Genomic DNA, 16,802 nt, shown 5'->3' with positions numbered 1-16,802 from the left:
ATTTTGATATAATTTAGATAACTACTTTTAAACGAGGTGCAAAGATGAAAATTCTTATAGTTTATTACAGCACTTTTGGGAATACTTACAAGATGGCACAACTGATAGCAGATGGTGTTAAAGAAGCTGGTGGAGAGCCTATAATAAGAAGATGCCCAGAATTAATTCCTGAAAATATTATAGAGTCAAGGCCAGACATGAAAGCAGGGGCAGAGATGCAGAAAGATGTTCCTTTGGTAACTCTTGAAGATTTTAAACAAGCGGATGGATACGCCTTTGGAACGCCCACGAGGTTTGGAAATGTGTCTGCGCAACTTAAGAATGTTATTGATCAACTCGGTCCTTTATGGATACAGAGAGTTTTTGAAGGGAAGCCAGCAGGAGTTTTTGTTTCAACAGGTACACTTCATGGAGGTCAAGAAACTACAATTCTTACTTTTATGACTGTTTTGCTTCATCTTGGTTGTATCATTGTTGGAGTTCCTTATTCAGTTTCTGATTTATATCTAACAAAGGGAGGAGGATCTCCTTATGGACCAGGACATATTGCAGAGGCTGAAAATAAAAGAGAGATTGATCAGAATGAGGCAAATATTTGTAAAGCTTTTGGAAGAAGACTTACAGAGATAGCAAAAAGGCTTAAAAGCACCTAATCACTTAAAGGCAACATCAAGAATCATCATAAGTGTAAATCCTATAATGAGTCCTGCTGTTGCAATATCGGAATTTCCCTTTTTCTGTGATTCTGGAATCAACTCCTCTGCTGTGATAAAAATCATTGCTCCAGCAGCAAATCCCAAGGCATAGGGTAGGAGATTTTGCATGACTTCAACCATCAGAACTCCTACTACTGCAAATATTGGTTCAACTATTCCTGAGATTTGACCAACAGAGAAGCTTTTTAGTCTTGAAAAACCTTCAGCTCTTAATGGAATTGAAATGGCAAATCCCTCAGGAATATTTTGAATACCTATTCCAAAGGCAAGTACAACAGATGAGATTAAACTTACATCCTCTGGTTTTAATGCATGAGCTCCAAATGAAACACCGATAGCCAATCCTTCAGGAATATTATGTAGGGTAACTGCTAAAACCAAAAGAGTGCTTCTTCTTAAAGATACTTTTAGTCCCTCTGCTTCATGAATTGGTGATTGGAGATGAAGATGAGGAATAATCATATCAAATAATCTAAGGAAAATAGCACCCAGAATAAATCCTACAGCAGGTGGTAACCAAGAAACTATGTTTAATTTCTCAGACATTTCAATTGCAGGCTGAAGGAGTGACCAGAAACTTGCAGCAATCATAACTCCTGCTGCAAAACCCAGTGCTAAATCAAAAATCTTTTGATTCACTCTCTTTATCATCAGAACCATTGAAGCACCCAGAGCAGTCATAAACCAAGTAAAAATACCTGCAATTAGAGCAAGTATAATTGGAGATATTGCTTGAATTTTTTGTTCAAACATTTCCAATCATTATAATATAAATTATGCTAAAGCCAAAAATTCTATTCAGCAGATGTTTTTTTGAGCCTGTAAGATACAATAGTGGACTGGTTGTTGATGAGTTTGTTGAAAATTTAAAGAGATATGTTGACTGTGTATATTTATGTCCTGAGGTTGAGATAGGACTTGGTGTGCCAAGAGTTCCTGTAATCATTATACAAAATAACAATGAAAAGAGATTAATCCAACAGGAAACTGGATTAGATTTAACCGATAAAATGATTAGTTATGTTGAAAATGTAATTAAACAATTAAACAAAATAGATGGCGCTGTCCTGAAGGCAAAGTCTCCTTCCTGTGGAGTCTCATCAACAAAACTTTACAGAGATGGTGTAGTTATAGGTAAAACAGACGGATTTCTTGCTGAAAGCCTAAAAAAAGCCTTTCCATTACTTCCAATAGAGGATGAGGGAAGACTAAGAGATGAAAACATAAGAAATCATTTCTTAACAAGAATTTTTGCTCTCTGTGAATTTAAAGCTCTTAGTAAAAATCTTAAAGAGTCAGATTTGGTGAGATTTCATACGAAATACAAATATCTTCTTATGACATATAGCCAACAACATCTGAAAATTCTTGGAAGAATTGTTGCGGATGGAAAAATCAATATAACTGAAAAAATTTCTAAGTATGGTGAAGTATTTATTGAGGTTTTTAGAAAAAAGCCAACAAAAGCAAGACATATAAACACACTTACCCATATTTTTGGGCATATATCAAGATATCTAAGTCAGAGAGAACGTGCACACTTTTTAGAGCTTATGGAAAAATATAGAAAAAACATGATTAAACGAAGAGTTCTTATTGAGCTTCTCAGAAACTTTGCCTACAGATTTGAAAATGATTACATTCTACTTCAGAAATACCTTGAGCCTTTTCCAGAGGATTTAAGTGTATAGGAGAGTCATCTTCTGGTTTAAAAGAGACTTACGGATTGATGACAACAGAGCCCTCTTTGAAGCATGTCAGAACTCATTTGAGGTAATACCTGTATTTATTTTTATCCCGAGCATACTTGAAAGATTTAAAAGTTATGATAGAAGAACTGGATTTCTAATAGAATCCCTCAAACACTTAAGCAAAGAGATAGAGAAGAAGGGTGGAAGATTGTACTGCTTTCATGATGAACCACAAAGGGTTTTTCTTACTTTAATAAGAAAATATGGAATTCAGGCTATTTTTACAAATAGGGCTTTCTCCTGGAGTGGGGAAGAAGTAGAGGAAACAGTAAAAAAACTCTGTTTAAATGAAGGTGTTGATTTTGTAACCTTTAATGATAACTTTCTTGCTGAAATAGATAAGATTCCTTACAGGAAAATATATTCAAAATTTTACAGATACTGGGAACAGAATCTTAGGCTCACAGAGGTATCCTCTCCAGAAAGAATTAATACACCTAAGCTTAATGAACCAGAGATTGATATAGTAGCCTCTGAGATAAGCCATGAAAAAAACATAGTGTGGAAGCCAGATTTTGGGATAAGAAGACTTAAGGAATTTGATTTTAACAGATATGAAGAGTTGCGCGATAGATTGGATATTGATGGAACATCAAAGCTTTCACCCTATATAAGATTTGGATTAATCTCCTTAAGAAAAATCTACAGAGTAGCCTCAGAGGCTGCTGGGCAGGATTGTCAATTCATAAAGGAGCTGGCTTGGAGAGAGTTTTGGTATCATATAAAGCTAAATTTCCCTCAATTTAAAAACTTAGAGTTTCAGGAAAAAAGAAGAAAGATAAGATGGCAAAACGATGAAAAACTTTACAAAGCCTTTATTGAGGCAAAAACAGGTTATCCCTTGATTGATGCAGCAATTATTCAGCTAAAGCAGGAAAACTGGATGCATAACAGAGCAAGAATGATAGTCGCATCCTTCTTAACTAAGGATTTAATGATTGATTGGAGATGGGGAGAAAGCTTTTTTATGGAGCATCTCATTGATTATGATGAAGTGGTAAATGTAGGAAATTGGCAGTGGAATGCCTCTGTAGGTCCAGATCCTAAACCTTTAAGAATCTTTAATCCTATAATTCAAGCTAAAAAATTTGATCCTGACTGCAAATTTATAAAGAAGTATTTACCCTCACTAAAGAAACTACCAAGTTTTATGCTACATGATCCTTTAACCCACAGACTGCCTTACCATAAACCCATAGTGAATCACTTTGAAAGATTGATTCTCATTAAAAAACTTTACAGCTAAGACTCCTCTACACAAATCTCTCTCTTTGATATAGCATAAATTGTCCTAATGCTTACAACTCCAATTACTAAAGTTGTCAGTATCAAAGCTAAAGATGTTAAAAATTTATAGAAAAATAACCCTGTAAGTTAGAATTCTTATAAGAAAAACAAAGTATAAAATCACACCGACAATCCACATAGAGTATGCCACGCTTTGATTTATTGAATCATATGCAATGGACAACAACAGAAGAGAGATAGATATTGTTGGAAAGAAGTTTGATTTAACGGGATGGTGGAATTCTGCTTTTACTTGATTCCAATATTTTACTGTTTTCGTAAGATAGATAACCAGAAAAAGGCCAAATATAAGAGTTGACAGATAGGTAAAACCTACTCCAACTAACTTTATTGTTTCTCCTAAAAAGGATGAGAGTCCTGTTAAATCCTTTACTAAATTTTTTATACCCCTTAGGGCTATTAGGAAATAGCTTCAATAATGGTGGTTATTAAAAATATCAACAAAAAAGCAAAAGCTATCAAAGCTGTCAATTTCCAGCCTATCTTTTTATCAATCCAGGGAATCAAGATTAAAAATGATAGTATGCCTAATGGTAATAAAACGCCACCTATAAAAACTGTATCAGTAGAGAAGAATCTTAATAGCCAGAAAAGCCATAGATAATACCATTCTGGTCTTGGCTGATAGGCAGCAATAAAATCAATCTCTCTACCTATTAGGGGTGTAAAAAGAAAAGTGAGAATCAGTATTAACTCAAAAGTCAGAATGGCAACAAACAAAATCTCAATCAAGTAATCGGGATAAAATTTCTTTTTCATAGAGGCTTTGATATTCCGAGTTTTTTAATCATATGAAAATGTGCCCAAAGCAGAAGAATGATGAGACCTGGAAACCACAGCACATGAAGACTATAAAATCTTGAAAGAGTAGCACCTGATACCTCATAATCTCCTCTTACAATCAGTAGCAAAGCTTGACCAACAAAAGGAATACTACCTACTATGTTTGTTCCAACCACTGTAGCCCAATATGCCTTTTGATCCCATGGTAGTAGATATCCTGTAAAGCCCTCAAGCATTACAATAACAAAGGTAATTAAACCCACAATCCAATTAAGCTCTCTTGGTGGACGATAGCTTTTAGTTACAAAAACCCTAATTGAATGAATAATTATGCTTACAATCAAGACATTGGCAGACCACTTGTGAATTCCTCTGAGAAGTTTTCCTAAGAAAACCTCTTCATGAATTCTTAAAATGCTTTGATAGGCTTCTTTTTCAGAAGGAATATAATGAAAGGAAAGGAATAACCCTGATACGAGACATATAAGAAAGGCAGTAAAGGCAATACCACCGAAACAGTAAAAATAATTGATTCCTTCAGGGATGTCTCTATCAAAAATGCCTCTATGAGTAGATTTAAGTCTGAATCTATCAAGAAACCAATCAATGAGGTTCATATTTTTATTCCCACAAAAATCTTTTTATTTTCTATTTTAACAGGAAGTCTTTGAAGAGGCTCTTTGGGTGGACATTTCAAGACTTTCCCTTCACTGTCATATTTTCCACCATGGCATGGACATATAAATTCATTGGAATTTTTATCAAAATTTACAAAACAGCCGAGATGGGTGCATACAGGAGAAAGAGCAATTATTGAATCTCCGTCATTTACAAGATAGATTTTTAAGGATTTTTGCAAGTTTCCAATTTCTATATTAATTTTTTTTACTCCTTCTTTCGGAATCTTATCCTCTGGTATTTCATAGTAACTGTATTCCTTTTTTTTAGGATTTGCAGGTTTTAAGAGTGATAGCCCTAAAAAAGAAAATATTAATGCTACAAAAGTAAAAAATAGTTTTAGCATTTTCTTTAGAAAGAACCTTCTTTTTATATCCATTTTTTCTTTATCAATTATCACACTTATATTATACCCCCATAGCCTATTTGAAAAACTATTGACAAAATAAAAATTTTTATGTAGTATTTAACTATTAGTATAACAAATATAAGGGGGTGAGGGTATGAGTATTACCAGGAGAGATTTTCTCAAAATTGCAGCTGTAACAGGCGGTGTCGCGGCAGCAAGCACCCCAGTTGTAAAATCTGTATTAGCTCTTGGCAAAAAACCTGTTTCTTTGCCCCAGTATGTTCCTACTACCTGTGAAATGTGTTTTTGGCGCTGTGGCGTGATAGCCAAGGTTGTGGATGGCAAAGTTGTTAAACTTGATGGCAATCCTCTACATCCAAACTCTCGTGGAAAGCTTTGCGCAAGAGGACATGGCGGTATAGGACTTCTTTATGATTCTGACAGGCTAAAAACTCCGCTAATTAATACAGGCTCAAGAGGTGAGGCTAAATTTAAAAAAGCATCATGGGATGAAGCCTTAGGATATGTGGCTGACAGGATGCAGAAAATTAAAGAAAAATACGGAGCAGAATCAGTAGGATTACTAACTCATGGAACTGTATCAACATATTTTATGCATTTACTTCAGGCTTTTGGCTCACCAAATTTTGCCATGCCTTCATTTGCTCTCTGTAGAGGTGCAAGAGGTGTTGCTTTTGAACTTACCTTTGGAGAGGATGTAGGAAATCCGGAAAGACTTGACCTACAAAATAGCAAAGCAATTGTTCTCATAGGAAGTCATCTTGGTGAAAATGCCCACAATTCTCAATGTCAAGAATTTGCTGAAGCTGTAGGAAAAGGTGCTACAGTTATTGTTCTTGACCCAAGATTTTCAACTGCAGCAGGTAAGGCAAAATACTGGTTACCAATAAAACCTACAACTGATTTAGCAATTTTACTTGCATGGATTAATATAATCATAAATGAAGGACTCTATGATAAAGATTATGTAGCAAAATACACCACAGGCTTTAATGAAGTCTCGCAAGCAGTAAAGGAATATACTCCAGAATGGGCAGAAAAAGAGACAGAAATTCCTGCGGGACGTATTGTTGAGACCGCGAGAGTATTAGGTAAAAATAAACCCAATGTTTTAATACATCCGGGTAGACACACTGCTTGGTATTCTGATAATGTTCAGAGACAACGTGCTGTTGCTATTTTGACAGCAATTCTTGGAGCCTATGGAAGACCTGGAGGCATATATCTAAATCCAAAGAAAAAACTTGAACCTGTATTTCTTTCAGACAAAGATTATCCTGAGCCACAAAAACCAGCGATAAATAAGGGAAACTATCCTTTTGCAGGAGAAGAGGGAGTAACACATGCTATTGTAAAGGCAACTCTTACAGAGGATCCCTATCCAATAAAAGCATGGTTTATAACGGGAACAAACATAATGAAGGCTATGCCAAATCAAAGGGATACTCTGAATGCTGTCCAAAGGCTTGACTTGCTTGTGGCAGTTGACATGATGCCTTATGACGGAGTCATGCTTGCTGATGTGGTCCTTCCTGAGTGCACCTATCTGGAAAGACATGATGACTTTTTTACAGTGAAAGAAAGAAGTTTTGGAATATCTTTCCGTCAGCCTGTGGTTCAGCCAATGTATGATACAAAACCTGGCTGGTGGATAGCAAAAGAGCTTGGTAAAAGGCTTGGTCTTGAAGAATACTTTCCATGGAATACCTTTGATGACTTTTTGAAAGCAAAAGCTGAAGCTTGGGGAATTGATTACGCTGAACTTGGCCAAAAGGGATATATTGACTTCCCAGAGAGTGCTAAACCCTATCTTTCTCAAGGAGAGGATTATAAATTTAAAACGCCTTCAGGCAAAATTGAACTTTACAGTAATGAATTGAAAAAACATGGCTTTGATCCTATTCCAAAATATACAAAACATGAACAACCTTCTGAAGGGTGGTTTAGGCTCATATATGGAAGAGCACCAGTTCATACATTTTCACGAACAACAAATAATCCTTCACTTTGGGAACTTATGGAAGAAAATGTAGCTTGGATAAATGCAAAAGTTGCAAAAAGAATGGGACTGAAGCATGGAGATTACATTGTTTTGGTAAATCAGGATGGAGTAAAAAGTAACAAAGTTAGAGCAAAGGTGACAGAAAGAATTAGACCAGACTGCATTTATCTTGTTCATGGATTTTGTTCAACATCAAAACTTCTTCACAGAGCATATTTAAGAGGTGCTGATGATCAGCAGTTGATAACAAAATATGCAATTGACCCAATTTCTGGAAGTGTAGGTATGAGGGTGAACTTTGTGAAGATTACTAAGGAGGTCTAATATGCCAAGGTATGTCATGGTAATAGACGTGGAAAAATGTATTGGATGCATGGCTTGTGTAATTGCCTGTAAAAAAGAAAACAATGTGCCTGAAGAGCATTTCAGAACCCGCGTTGTAGAAGAAGTAAGAGGAGAATTCCCGAGTCTTAGAATGGAATTAAGAAGTGAACTCTGTAATCATTGTGAAGAAGCTCCATGCATAGATGCTTGTCCAACGAGAGCATCTCACAGGGCAAAGGATGGAACAGTTCAGATAGACAGAAAAAAATGTATAGGCTGTAAAGCCTGTATTTTAGCGTGTCCTTATGATGCAAGATATTCTCATCCTAAGGGATATGCAGATAAATGCTCCTTCTGTGAACATAGACTTAAGGAAGGCAAAAAACCTGCCTGTGTTGAAACATGTCTTGGAAAGTCAAGAATATTTGGAGATCTTGAAGACTCAAACAGTGAAGTAGCGGAATTGTTAAGAAAATATGATTCATCTGTGAGACTTGAGTTTGCTGGAACGCGCCCCAGAGTTTTTTACATTAAAAAGAAATTTGCAGGAGGTCTATGATGATAGAACTAAGTATAACTGGAACAAATGCAATAACCTTTCCCCATTTAGAGGTTTGGGATTGGAGAATAGTAATATATTTATTTCTTGGTGGACTTTCTGCAGGAATGCTTGTTATGTGTTCAATTGCTAACTTAAGAATTCCAAAACAACCTGTGGAAGAGCTTGCCCAGTGTGTGAGAGCTCCTCTTATTGCTTTTATAACTCTTGCTATTGGTGCTCAGTTCATAATGATAGACCTCGGTAAACCTCAAAGTCTTATCTGGGGTTTTTTAACGTTTCAACCTCTTTCTCTCATGTCTTGGGGTACATGGGGAGTTCCAGCTGTTTTATTGGGAAATGCACTTTATATCTTAGCTGTAATTCCTAAGGAACAAAGGCATCGCTTAAAATTACCATTTTTAATAAAACTTGCAGAAAAGTTTGCTCCAAAAATGAGGACAATTGCAAAATTGAATTTTGCTCTTGGAATATTTCTTGGAATTTATACAGGTGTGCTTTTAAGCTCTTTTGCAGCGATCCCTCTTTGGAATAATGCAACACTACCAATTCTCTTTTTAGTCTCTGCTCTTTCTTCTGGTGCAGCTATGATAGTTATTATTGCAAAAAAGCCAGAAATAAAGTTTCTTTTTACAAAGATTGATATATGGTTAATCGTTGCAGAGCTTGTGGTTATACTTCTTTTCTTTTATGGACTTTATACATCAACAGCACCATACAAGAAAGCAATTGAGCCTTTCTTTTCACTAACAAGTGAACATTTTATTTTTAGCATAGCGCTGATAGCTATATTTCTACTATTACCTCTTGCATTAAGAATCAAACTTGGTGAACTAAAAGAGTTTGAAGACGGATTTCATGGAGAGTTTACTAAGGCTCAGATTTTTAGAATGAATTTTGCAGCAGTGCTTGTTCTTGCCGGAACACTGATTTTAAGAGCAGCAATAGTTTATGCAGGACAGTTAACAAAACTGTCACCATATTGATATAATTGTAAACAATTGACTAACTATCATTCCGAAGGGTCTCAATGAGCCTGAGGAATCTGACTCAAAGAGTCATTGCCCGAGGGTTCTCTTAAAAACAGAGGAGATTCCTCACTTCGTTCGGAATGACAATTTTTGCTGTAACCCTTCGGGACAGTTAGGGGTATAGAAAAATAGCAGGGCTTGTAGTTTATTGATTTTCAATAAACTACAAGTTTTTGAACAGTCTCTCATAAGAGAAAGGAGGTGATATGATGAAGAAGGCTATTGCATTAATTGTTGTATTGACATTTCTTTTAGGAGTTGCTTTTGTTTCCTTTGCTGCTGAGGCTAAAAAAGCATCTGAAGTAAAAGGAACGGTTACAAAGATTGAAGGTAAAAAACTTACCATCAAACAGGCTGATGGTAAAGAAGTTACAGTTGAGGTAAAAGATGTAAAAGGGATTAAGGTTGGAGACAAAGTTACAGTTAAGGATGGTGTTGTAACAAAAGATAAAGGTAAAGAAGGAACTTCTGGCTCAAAGAAAAAGAAAGCTGTTGAAGGTTGTTAATGAATAAAAAGGGAGGGAATTTCACCCTCCCTTTAAAATTTTCTATTTACAAAATACTTTAATTTCTTGATATTTCTAAAATCGTTTAAGCTGAACTTAATTTAAAACTTGACTTATAAATTTAAAATGAGGTTTAATATAACCTATGTTTCCTAAGACAGACAAGATATGGATGGATGGTAAGTTTGTAAATTGGGATGATGCAAAGGTTCATGTTCTAACCCATTCACTTCATTACGGCTTAGCAGTGTTTGAAGGAATAAGGTGTTACAATACTGAACAGGGACCTGCAGTTTTTAGATTAAAAGATCATATTGAAAGACTTTTTAAGTCTGCCCATATTTTTACTCTTAAGATTCCATTTACAGAAGAAGAAATTTTTGAAGCTGTTAAGGAAACTATTAGAGTTAACAAAATTAACTCTTGTTATATCAGACCAATAGTTTTTGTTGGTTACGGTAATATGGGGGTTTATCCTAAAAATAATCCTATTCAGGTTGCGATAGCTGTTTGGAGTTGGGGTGCTTATCTTGGTGAAGAAGGACTTCAAAAGGGGATCAGAGTAAAAACCTCATCTTTTATCAGAAACCATGTTAATTCCAATCTGTCAAGAGGTAAGGTGGCAGGTTACTATGTTAACAGTCAACTTGCAAAAATTGAAGCAATTTCATGTGGATATGATGAGGCTGTATTGCTTGATACAGAAGGATATGTATCTGAAGGAAGTGGTGAAAACATTTTCATTGTTAGAAAAGGGATTTTAAAAACAACACCTTTGACTTCAATTCTTGAAGGAATAACAAGAGATACAGTTCTAACTATTGCTAAAGATTTAAGTATAGAGACAAAAGAGGAAAGATTTACAAGAGATGAACTTTATATTTCAGATGAGGCATTTTTTACAGGGACTGCTGCTGAAATTACTCCAATCAGAGAGGTTGATGATAGAACAATAGGAATTGGAAGTCGGGGACCAATAACTGAAAAAATTCAAAATTTATTTTTTGATATCGTTAAAGGTAAAAATTCTAAATATCAACGCTGGCTGGATTTTGTTTAAAAATCTATTTTAGATTTAACTGTTTTCCTGCTTCTTCAATATCTTCATTTGTTAAGTTTTTATGGAGTTTTGCTTTGGGACCATTACGTAATGTGTTTATTAATTCCTGTTTTGTTTTGATACCACGTTGATTCAACATATTTTCAATAGATTTGTCATCCTTATGACATTTATCACACTTTAATGCAAAGGCATTATTTGATAAAATCAAGGTTGTAATTAAAATCGCTATAATAGTTTTCATTATTTTATTCTTTTAAAATTTTAAAAATAAGTTCATTAACAAGTTTCGGATTTGCTTTCCCCTTGGTAATTTTCATCACTTGTCCTACAAAAAATCCTATCAATTTTTCCTCTCCATTTCTGAATCTTTCAACTTCTTTAGGATTTTTATTCATAACTTCTTTTATAGCCTCAATTATAACACTATCATCTGATATTTGAGTAAGTCCTTTTTCCCTGACAATGGCTTCAGCTGTTTTACCTGTTTTATACATTTCTTCAAAAACTTCTTTAGCAGTATTTCTGTTTATTGTGCCTTTATTAATTAACTCAATTAATTCAACAAGTTGTATAGGTTTTAATGAACATTCGTTTATATCTTTTCCTTCTTCATTGAGTAATCTTAACAGTTCAACCATTATCCAGTTAGCTACTTCCTTAGGCTTTCCACCAAGTTTTACTGCTTCTTCAAACCATTCGGAAAGTGCTTTTTCCTCGGTTAATATCTCTGAATCATATTGAGGTAATCCGTATTCCTTAATGAATCTTTCAATTTTTTGGTCTGGAAGTTCAGGCATATCTTTTTTTATTTTTTCAATCCAATCTTCTGAAACTACAACAGGAACAAGGTCTGGTTCAGGGAAATATCTATAATCATGTGCTTCCTCTTTTGAACGCATAGACTGAGTTGTGCCTGTTTGAGAATCCCAAAGTCTTGTTTCCTGTATAATTTTTTCACCATTTTCTATAAGCTTTATCTGCCTTTTAATTTCATACTCAAGTGCTTTTTCAACAAATCTAAAGGAATTAATGTTTTTAATCTCTGTTTTTACTCCAAACTCGGTTGAGCCAACGGGTCTGACAGAGACATTTGCATCGCAACGAAGAGAGCCCTGTTCAAGATTTCCATCACAGACTCCGAGATATCTAAGTATCGCTCTTAATTTTTTCATATACAAAGCAGCTTCCTTAGGTGAACGAATATCAGGCTCAGAAACTATTTCCATTAAAGGCACTCCTGTTCTATTGAAATCAACAAAACTGTATCCAGATGGGTCATGTATATTTTTACCAGCATCTTCTTCAAGATGGATTCTTTTTATGCGAATTTTTCTTTTTGTACCATTAAGCATTATTTCAAGATATCCATCTTCGCAAAGAGGTAACTCATACTGACTTATCTGATAACCTTTTGGAAGGTCAGGATAAAAGTAGTTTTTTCTTGCAAATCTGCTGTAAGGAGCAATTTTGCAGTTCATAGCCAGTCCTGTTTTCACCGTGTATTCTACAGCTTTTTTATTAAGCACAGGAAGCACCCCTGGCATTCCCAGACATACAGGGCATACCTGTGTATTTGGTTCTGCTCCAAACTGGGTGGAGCAACCACAGAATATTTTACTTTCAGTTAAAAGTTGAGCATGGACTTCTAATCCAATCACTGCTTCGTATTGCATTTTCTCTCCTTTATAAAAGAGGTTTCATTTTATGCCATGGTGTTGATTGTTCATAGGCATAGGCTAATTGTAAAATCCCTGCTTCATCAAATGGTTTTCCTATTATTTGTAGTCCTACTGGTAATCCCTTTTCACTAAATCCACAGGGTAGGGATATTGCAGGCACTCCTGCAAGATTTACAGAAATTGTAAAAATATCAGAAAGATACATCTGAAGTGGATCATCTATTTTTTCACCAATTTTAAATGCAGGAGATGGTGCTGTTGGAGTTACAATAAAATCAACTTTTTCAAAGGCTTTCTCAAAATCATTTTTGATTAGAGTCCTTACTTGCTGGGCTTTTTTATAGTATGCTTCATAATATCCAGCTGAAAGTGAATAAGTTCCAAGCATGATTCTTCTTTTAACCTCTGTTCCAAAACCTCTACTGCGAGTTTTCATATACATTTCAAGTAAATCTTTACCCTGTACTCTTAGCCCATATTTTACACCATCATATCTGGCGAGATTAGAGGAAGCTTCAGATGTAGCTATAATGTAATAGGTTGCTACAGCATATTCTGTATGAGGCAATGAAATCTCAACAGGTATGCAACCAAGAGATTCAAGTTCCTTAATTGCATCTTTTATCCTTTCTTCAACCTCTTTATCCATCCCTTCTATAAAATATTCCTTAGGAATTCCTATTTTGATTCCCTTTACTTCTTTGCCAAGATATTCTGTAAAATCAGATGATTCAATAGGAGCAGATGTTGAATCCATAGGGTCATGTCCTGATATCACATTCATTAACAAAGCAGCATCAGCTACACATTTTGTAATTGGTCCTATTTGGTCAAGTGATGATGCAAACGCAACAAGTCCAAATCTGGAAACTCTTCCGTATGTTGGTTTTAATCCCACAACTCCGCAGAATGAAGCAGGTTGCCTTATTGAGCCACCTGTATCAGAGCCAAGTGCAGCAATACATTCATCAGCTGCTACTGCAGCAGCACTACCACCAGAACTTCCACCAGGGACCCTTTCTAAATCCCAGGGATTTTTTGTAACATGAAATCCTGAATTTTCGGTGGAAGAACCCATGGCAAATTCATCCATGTTAGTTTTGCCTATAAGGATATATTTATTATTCAAAAGTTTTGAGGTTACAGTGCTTTCATAGGGAGGATAGAAATTGTAAAGTATTTTTGAGGCACAGGTAGTAAGGATACCTTTTGTGCAGATATTGTCTTTAACTGCTATGGGAATTCCTGTTAGTAAACTTTTTTTTCCAGAAAAAATTGCATTTTCAGCCTCTCTTGCCATATCATAGGCTTTTTCAACAGTAAGAGTGATATAAGCTTTAACTTTACCTTCAACTTCCTGAACTCTTTTGAAAACATCTATTATTATTTCGTGTGGTCTCACTTCTCCCTTGGAGATTAACGGGACAAGCTCTGTCAATTTCAATTTGTTCAGTTCCAAAATTTACCTCCTTCTTCTTTTATGAGATACCATCCAAAAACTTAAAATTTATTGAAAATCAATAAACTACAAGTCCTCTTATTTTTCAATTACCTTTATCTGCCACTTTGCCTTACGTGCTGTCATTTCTTGCTTTTCCTGTTATCATTCAAAACCTTTCTTCGTCTTTCAATGCTCTTCTATTGTTCCGAGAAGCGTTTCTCTTCTGTTATTCTACTTTCTTTCTGTCATTCCGAACGAAGTGAGGAATCCCCTCCTTTTTTACAGGAGACCCCTCGCTAAAGCTCGGGGTGACAGTAAAAGTGTCATTCCGAGGCTGCATAATCAGTCGAAGAATCCCATCTATTTTTTTCTGTTGAACAAAAGCGAAATTCCTTGCACATATTGAGGGTGCTTGGAATGACAAAAAAATAAGGAAACCCTTCGCTTTTGCTCAATATATCCCTTTTAGCACAGATTTCTCTGGACTTCCTCCCTCAAAATGACCATTGCTAAATTTAACAACTAAATTAAAGCATTTTATCTCTTTTTTTCAAGTTGGGTGCATTTTACATAGTCTAATTTTATAAATCGCATACATTCATTACAAGAAATACAATCAGATTTTTCTTTACCTTTCATCCATTTATTTGGTAAATCAGGTTCACGGATTAATGGTCTTGAAAGAGATATTAAATCCGCGTCATTTTTCTGCAAAATATCTTCTGCTACTTGACGAGAGCGTATCCCTCCTACAAGCATTATAGGAACCTTTAGATTTTTTTTGAATTCTTTTGAGAACTCTCTGAAGTAAGCTTCTTTTTCAGGTGAGTCAATCTTCATTCTCACAGGTCTTTCTTCTATTTTTGATTCTACAATTCCTCCACTTACTTCAATTGCGTCAATTCCCATATTTTCAAGACGTTTTGCTATTCTTAGGCTTTCTTCGAGAGTGAGTCCATTTTTTACAAAATCACAGGCATTGAGTTTTATCATGACAGGATAGTCATATCCAACGTTGTCTCTTATGCTATTGTATACTTCTTCAAGAAAGTGAAATCTCCTTTCTTCATCTCCTCCCCAGTAGTCATTTCTTCTGTTTGTGTATGGAGAAAGAAACTGATTAATAAGATATCCATGAGCTCCATGAATTTGAACTCCGTCAAATCCTGCCTCTTTTGCTCTTCTTGCAGCTTTACCAAAAGATTCAATTATTTCCCATATTTCTTCTTGAGTAAGCTCTCTCGGCATCACTTTATACACAGGTTCATAGACTGCTGATGGTGCTACAGGAGGATTTCCATAGAGAAAAATAGATGCACACTGTCTTCCACCGTGACTAAGTTGAATTACAATTTTACCGCCTACTTCATGAACCGAAGAAGTGAGTTTTTTAAAGCCATCAATATAAAAATCATTATGAATGCAGAGCATTTTAGGAGCACTTCTGCCAGATACATGTACAAGAGCATTCCCTGTAATTATGAGTCCAGCACCGCCTTTAGCAAGATTCACATAAAAATTTATCAACTGTTCAGTTACAAAACCATCTTCATCAGCCATTTTTTCATAGGTTGCTGAACGAACAATTCTGTTTTTCATTTTAATTGTTTTAATCTCAAAAGGAGAAAAAAGTTTCATTAAACCTCCATCCTTACTGCAAGTTTAATAGCCTCAAGGAGGCTTGTTGGCTCAGCCTTTCCCTGCCATGCTATATCATAAGCTGTTCCATGGTCAGGAGATGTTCTGATAAATGGAAGACCTACTGTGAAATTTACTCCTTTGTCAAAGGCAACAAGTTTAAAAGGTGCAAGTGCTTGGTCATGATACATAGCAACAACCATATCAAACTCTCCTTTGTAAGCTCGCCAGAAAAGAGAGTCAGATGGATAAGGTCCTGAAACATTTATGCCTAAAGCTTTTGTTTCTTTTATTGCTGGAGTGATTTCTTCAATTTCTTCTCTTCCAATAATCCCTTCTTCTCCTGCATGGGGATTAAGTCCACATACTGCAATACGAGGATTTTCTATACGAAGCATATCGCAGGCTTTTTTTGCAAAACAGATTGATTTTATTACATTTTCTTTCTTTATTAAATAGGGAACTTCTTTCAGAGGCACATGAATTGTTACAAGAATTACTTTTAGATGTTCACTATAAAAAGCCATTGCATAATCTTCTGTATCTGTTAGTTCTGCAAGCATATCTGTATGCCCAAGCCATGGAAGTCCTGCCATTTTTAAAGCTACTTTTGTAATTGGACATGTTACAATTGCCTGTACTACTCCGAGTCTGTATAGTTCTACAGCTTTTCTTATATAAGAAAAACAAGCTCTTCCTGATTCTTCAGAAGGAGTCCCTTTTAATAATTTTGATGGATTTTTGATTTCATTTAGATTTAACATCTCAATGTTATCTAAATCAAAATCCATTCCAATTACCTTTATCAATTCTTTAATAACGGCTTTATCTCCTATTACAATAGGATTACAAATTTTATATATATCTTCCTGTGCAAATGCCTTAACAATTATTTCAGGTCCAACTCCTGCAGGGTCTCCCATTGTAATAGCAATTCTTTTTTTAGCCATTTT

Annotated in this window: 18 protein-coding genes; 8 read left to right on the top strand and 10 right to left on the bottom strand. The window is 35.3% G+C overall.

The window, feature by feature from the left end; all coding sequences use genetic code 11:
• Positions 1-44 precede the first annotated feature (44 nt).
• Complete coding sequence (gene wrbA / locus THEYE_RS05770; protein WP_012545384.1) at positions 45-653, top strand: NAD(P)H:quinone oxidoreductase; 609 nt, start codon at positions 45-47, stop codon at positions 651-653.
• Here the strand turns inward: wrbA and THEYE_RS05765 are convergent, their stop codons facing one another.
• Complete coding sequence (locus tag THEYE_RS05765) at positions 654-1,469, bottom strand: ZIP family metal transporter (protein ID WP_012546694.1); 816 nt, start codon at positions 1,467-1,469, stop codon at positions 654-656.
• A gap of 23 nt (positions 1,470-1,492) precedes the next feature.
• On the opposite strand from THEYE_RS05765, the gene THEYE_RS05760 reads away from it, so the two are divergent.
• Together THEYE_RS05760 and THEYE_RS05755 are read left to right on the top strand one after the other, a co-directional pair.
• A complete protein-coding gene (locus THEYE_RS05760; RefSeq protein ID WP_012545560.1) occupies positions 1,493-2,407 on the top strand; it encodes a YbgA family protein in 915 nt (304 codons plus the stop codon).
• Complete coding sequence (locus tag THEYE_RS05755; RefSeq protein WP_012546848.1) at positions 2,400-3,713, top strand: cryptochrome/photolyase family protein; 1,314 nt, start codon at positions 2,400-2,402, stop codon at positions 3,711-3,713. Before THEYE_RS05760 ends, THEYE_RS05755 begins: the two co-directional genes overlap by 8 nt.
• 105 nt (positions 3,714-3,818) lie before the next feature.
• Here THEYE_RS05755 and THEYE_RS10675 read toward each other — a convergent pair whose 3' ends face one another.
• The 4 genes from THEYE_RS10675 to THEYE_RS05735 all read right to left on the bottom strand — a co-directional run bounded on the left by THEYE_RS10675 (position 3,819) and on the right by THEYE_RS05735 (position 5,636).
• Positions 3,819-4,064 (bottom strand): SLAC1 family transporter, encoded by a 246-nt coding sequence (locus THEYE_RS10675; protein ID WP_422640667.1) that lies wholly within the window; start codon positions 4,062-4,064, stop codon positions 3,819-3,821.
• Positions 4,065-4,174: 110 nt separating this feature from the next.
• Positions 4,175-4,534 (bottom strand): cytochrome b family protein, encoded by a 360-nt coding sequence (locus THEYE_RS05745; protein ID WP_012545895.1) that lies wholly within the window; start codon positions 4,532-4,534, stop codon positions 4,175-4,177.
• Positions 4,531-5,175, bottom strand: coding sequence for a cytochrome b N-terminal domain-containing protein (locus THEYE_RS05740; protein WP_012546179.1), 645 nt, complete (start codon positions 5,173-5,175; stop codon positions 4,531-4,533). Before THEYE_RS05740 ends, THEYE_RS05745 begins: the two co-directional genes overlap by 4 nt.
• Complete coding sequence (locus THEYE_RS05735) at positions 5,172-5,636, bottom strand: QcrA and Rieske domain-containing protein (protein WP_012545888.1); 465 nt, start codon at positions 5,634-5,636, stop codon at positions 5,172-5,174. Before THEYE_RS05735 ends, THEYE_RS05740 begins: the two co-directional genes overlap by 4 nt.
• Positions 5,637-5,739: 103 nt before the next feature.
• Here THEYE_RS05735 and THEYE_RS05730 point away from each other — a divergent pair, with 103 nt between their 5' ends.
• The 5 genes from THEYE_RS05730 (at position 5,740) to THEYE_RS05710 (ending at position 11,088) form a co-directional block, all read left to right on the top strand.
• Positions 5,740-7,932: a molybdopterin-containing oxidoreductase family protein gene (locus tag THEYE_RS05730; protein WP_012546592.1), complete on the top strand. Its 2,193-nt coding sequence runs from the start codon at positions 5,740-5,742 to the stop codon at positions 7,930-7,932.
• Position 7,933: 1 nt separating this feature from the next.
• Complete coding sequence (locus THEYE_RS05725; RefSeq protein ID WP_012545481.1) at positions 7,934-8,491, top strand: 4Fe-4S dicluster domain-containing protein; 558 nt, start codon at positions 7,934-7,936, stop codon at positions 8,489-8,491.
• Complete coding sequence (gene nrfD / locus THEYE_RS05720) at positions 8,491-9,477, top strand: NrfD/PsrC family molybdoenzyme membrane anchor subunit (protein WP_012544981.1); 987 nt, start codon at positions 8,491-8,493, stop codon at positions 9,475-9,477. The genes THEYE_RS05725 and nrfD overlap by 1 nt, the downstream gene beginning before the upstream one ends.
• Before the next feature lie 251 nt (positions 9,478-9,728).
• Positions 9,729-10,028: a selenite/tellurite reduction operon protein ExtJ gene (extJ, locus tag THEYE_RS05715; protein WP_012546369.1), complete on the top strand. Its 300-nt coding sequence runs from the start codon at positions 9,729-9,731 to the stop codon at positions 10,026-10,028.
• A gap of 145 nt (positions 10,029-10,173) precedes the next feature.
• A complete protein-coding gene (locus THEYE_RS05710) occupies positions 10,174-11,088 on the top strand; it encodes a branched-chain amino acid transaminase (protein WP_012545688.1) in 915 nt (304 codons plus the stop codon).
• Between the two features lie 4 nt (positions 11,089-11,092).
• Here the strand turns inward: THEYE_RS05710 and THEYE_RS05705 are convergent, their stop codons facing one another.
• The 5 genes from THEYE_RS05705 to pdxA form a co-directional block, all read right to left on the bottom strand.
• Entirely contained in the window at positions 11,093-11,332 is a 240-nt protein-coding gene (locus THEYE_RS05705) for a hypothetical protein (RefSeq protein WP_012546051.1), read from the bottom strand.
• Positions 11,333-11,336: 4 nt separating this feature from the next.
• Positions 11,337-12,764 (bottom strand): Asp-tRNA(Asn)/Glu-tRNA(Gln) amidotransferase subunit GatB, encoded by a 1,428-nt coding sequence (gene gatB, locus THEYE_RS05700; protein ID WP_012545415.1) that lies wholly within the window; start codon positions 12,762-12,764, stop codon positions 11,337-11,339.
• Between the two features lie 10 nt (positions 12,765-12,774).
• Positions 12,775-14,229 (bottom strand): Asp-tRNA(Asn)/Glu-tRNA(Gln) amidotransferase subunit GatA, encoded by a 1,455-nt coding sequence (gene gatA / locus THEYE_RS05695; RefSeq protein ID WP_012546781.1) that lies wholly within the window; start codon positions 14,227-14,229, stop codon positions 12,775-12,777.
• 519 nt (positions 14,230-14,748) lie between these two features.
• Positions 14,749-15,849: an oxidoreductase gene (locus tag THEYE_RS05690; protein WP_012546390.1), complete on the bottom strand. Its 1,101-nt coding sequence runs from the start codon at positions 15,847-15,849 to the stop codon at positions 14,749-14,751.
• Complete coding sequence (pdxA, locus tag THEYE_RS05685) at positions 15,849-16,799, bottom strand: 4-hydroxythreonine-4-phosphate dehydrogenase PdxA (RefSeq protein WP_012545509.1); 951 nt, start codon at positions 16,797-16,799, stop codon at positions 15,849-15,851. The genes THEYE_RS05690 and pdxA overlap by 1 nt, the downstream gene beginning before the upstream one ends.
• Positions 16,800-16,802 lie beyond the last annotated feature (3 nt).

Source organism: Thermodesulfovibrio yellowstonii DSM 11347, assembly GCF_000020985.1.
Taxonomy (GTDB): domain Bacteria; phylum Nitrospirota; class Thermodesulfovibrionia; order Thermodesulfovibrionales; family Thermodesulfovibrionaceae; genus Thermodesulfovibrio; species Thermodesulfovibrio yellowstonii.
Note: the sequence above shows the minus strand (reverse complement) of the source record. Positions and strands in the feature narration are given on the sequence as shown.

Excerpts from the sequence above, each read along its gene's own strand:
- wrbA (WP_012545384.1), top strand. The coding sequence starts at position 45 with ATGAAAATTCTTATAGTTTATTACAGCACTTTTGGGAATACTTACAAG.
- THEYE_RS05765 (WP_012546694.1), bottom strand. The coding sequence starts at position 1,469 with ATGTTTGAACAAAAAATTCAAGCAATATCTCCAATTATACTTGCTCTA.
- THEYE_RS05760 (WP_012545560.1), top strand. The coding sequence starts at position 1,493 with ATGCTAAAGCCAAAAATTCTATTCAGCAGATGTTTTTTTGAGCCTGTA.
- THEYE_RS05745 (WP_012545895.1), bottom strand. The coding sequence starts at position 4,534 with ATGAAAAAGAAATTTTATCCCGATTACTTGATTGAGATTTTGTTTGTT.
- THEYE_RS05740 (WP_012546179.1), bottom strand. The coding sequence starts at position 5,175 with ATGAACCTCATTGATTGGTTTCTTGATAGATTCAGACTTAAATCTACT.
- THEYE_RS05730 (WP_012546592.1), top strand. The coding sequence starts at position 5,740 with ATGAGTATTACCAGGAGAGATTTTCTCAAAATTGCAGCTGTAACAGGC.
- THEYE_RS05725 (WP_012545481.1), top strand. The coding sequence starts at position 7,934 with ATGCCAAGGTATGTCATGGTAATAGACGTGGAAAAATGTATTGGATGC.
- nrfD (WP_012544981.1), top strand. The coding sequence starts at position 8,491 with ATGATAGAACTAAGTATAACTGGAACAAATGCAATAACCTTTCCCCAT.
- extJ (WP_012546369.1), top strand. The coding sequence starts at position 9,729 with ATGATGAAGAAGGCTATTGCATTAATTGTTGTATTGACATTTCTTTTA.
- THEYE_RS05710 (WP_012545688.1), top strand. The coding sequence starts at position 10,174 with ATGTTTCCTAAGACAGACAAGATATGGATGGATGGTAAGTTTGTAAAT.
- THEYE_RS05705 (WP_012546051.1), bottom strand. The coding sequence starts at position 11,332 with ATGAAAACTATTATAGCGATTTTAATTACAACCTTGATTTTATCAAAT.
- gatB (WP_012545415.1), bottom strand. The coding sequence starts at position 12,764 with ATGCAATACGAAGCAGTGATTGGATTAGAAGTCCATGCTCAACTTTTA.
- THEYE_RS05690 (WP_012546390.1), bottom strand. The coding sequence starts at position 15,849 with ATGAAACTTTTTTCTCCTTTTGAGATTAAAACAATTAAAATGAAAAAC.
- pdxA (WP_012545509.1), bottom strand. The coding sequence starts at position 16,799 with ATGGCTAAAAAAAGAATTGCTATTACAATGGGAGACCCTGCAGGAGTT.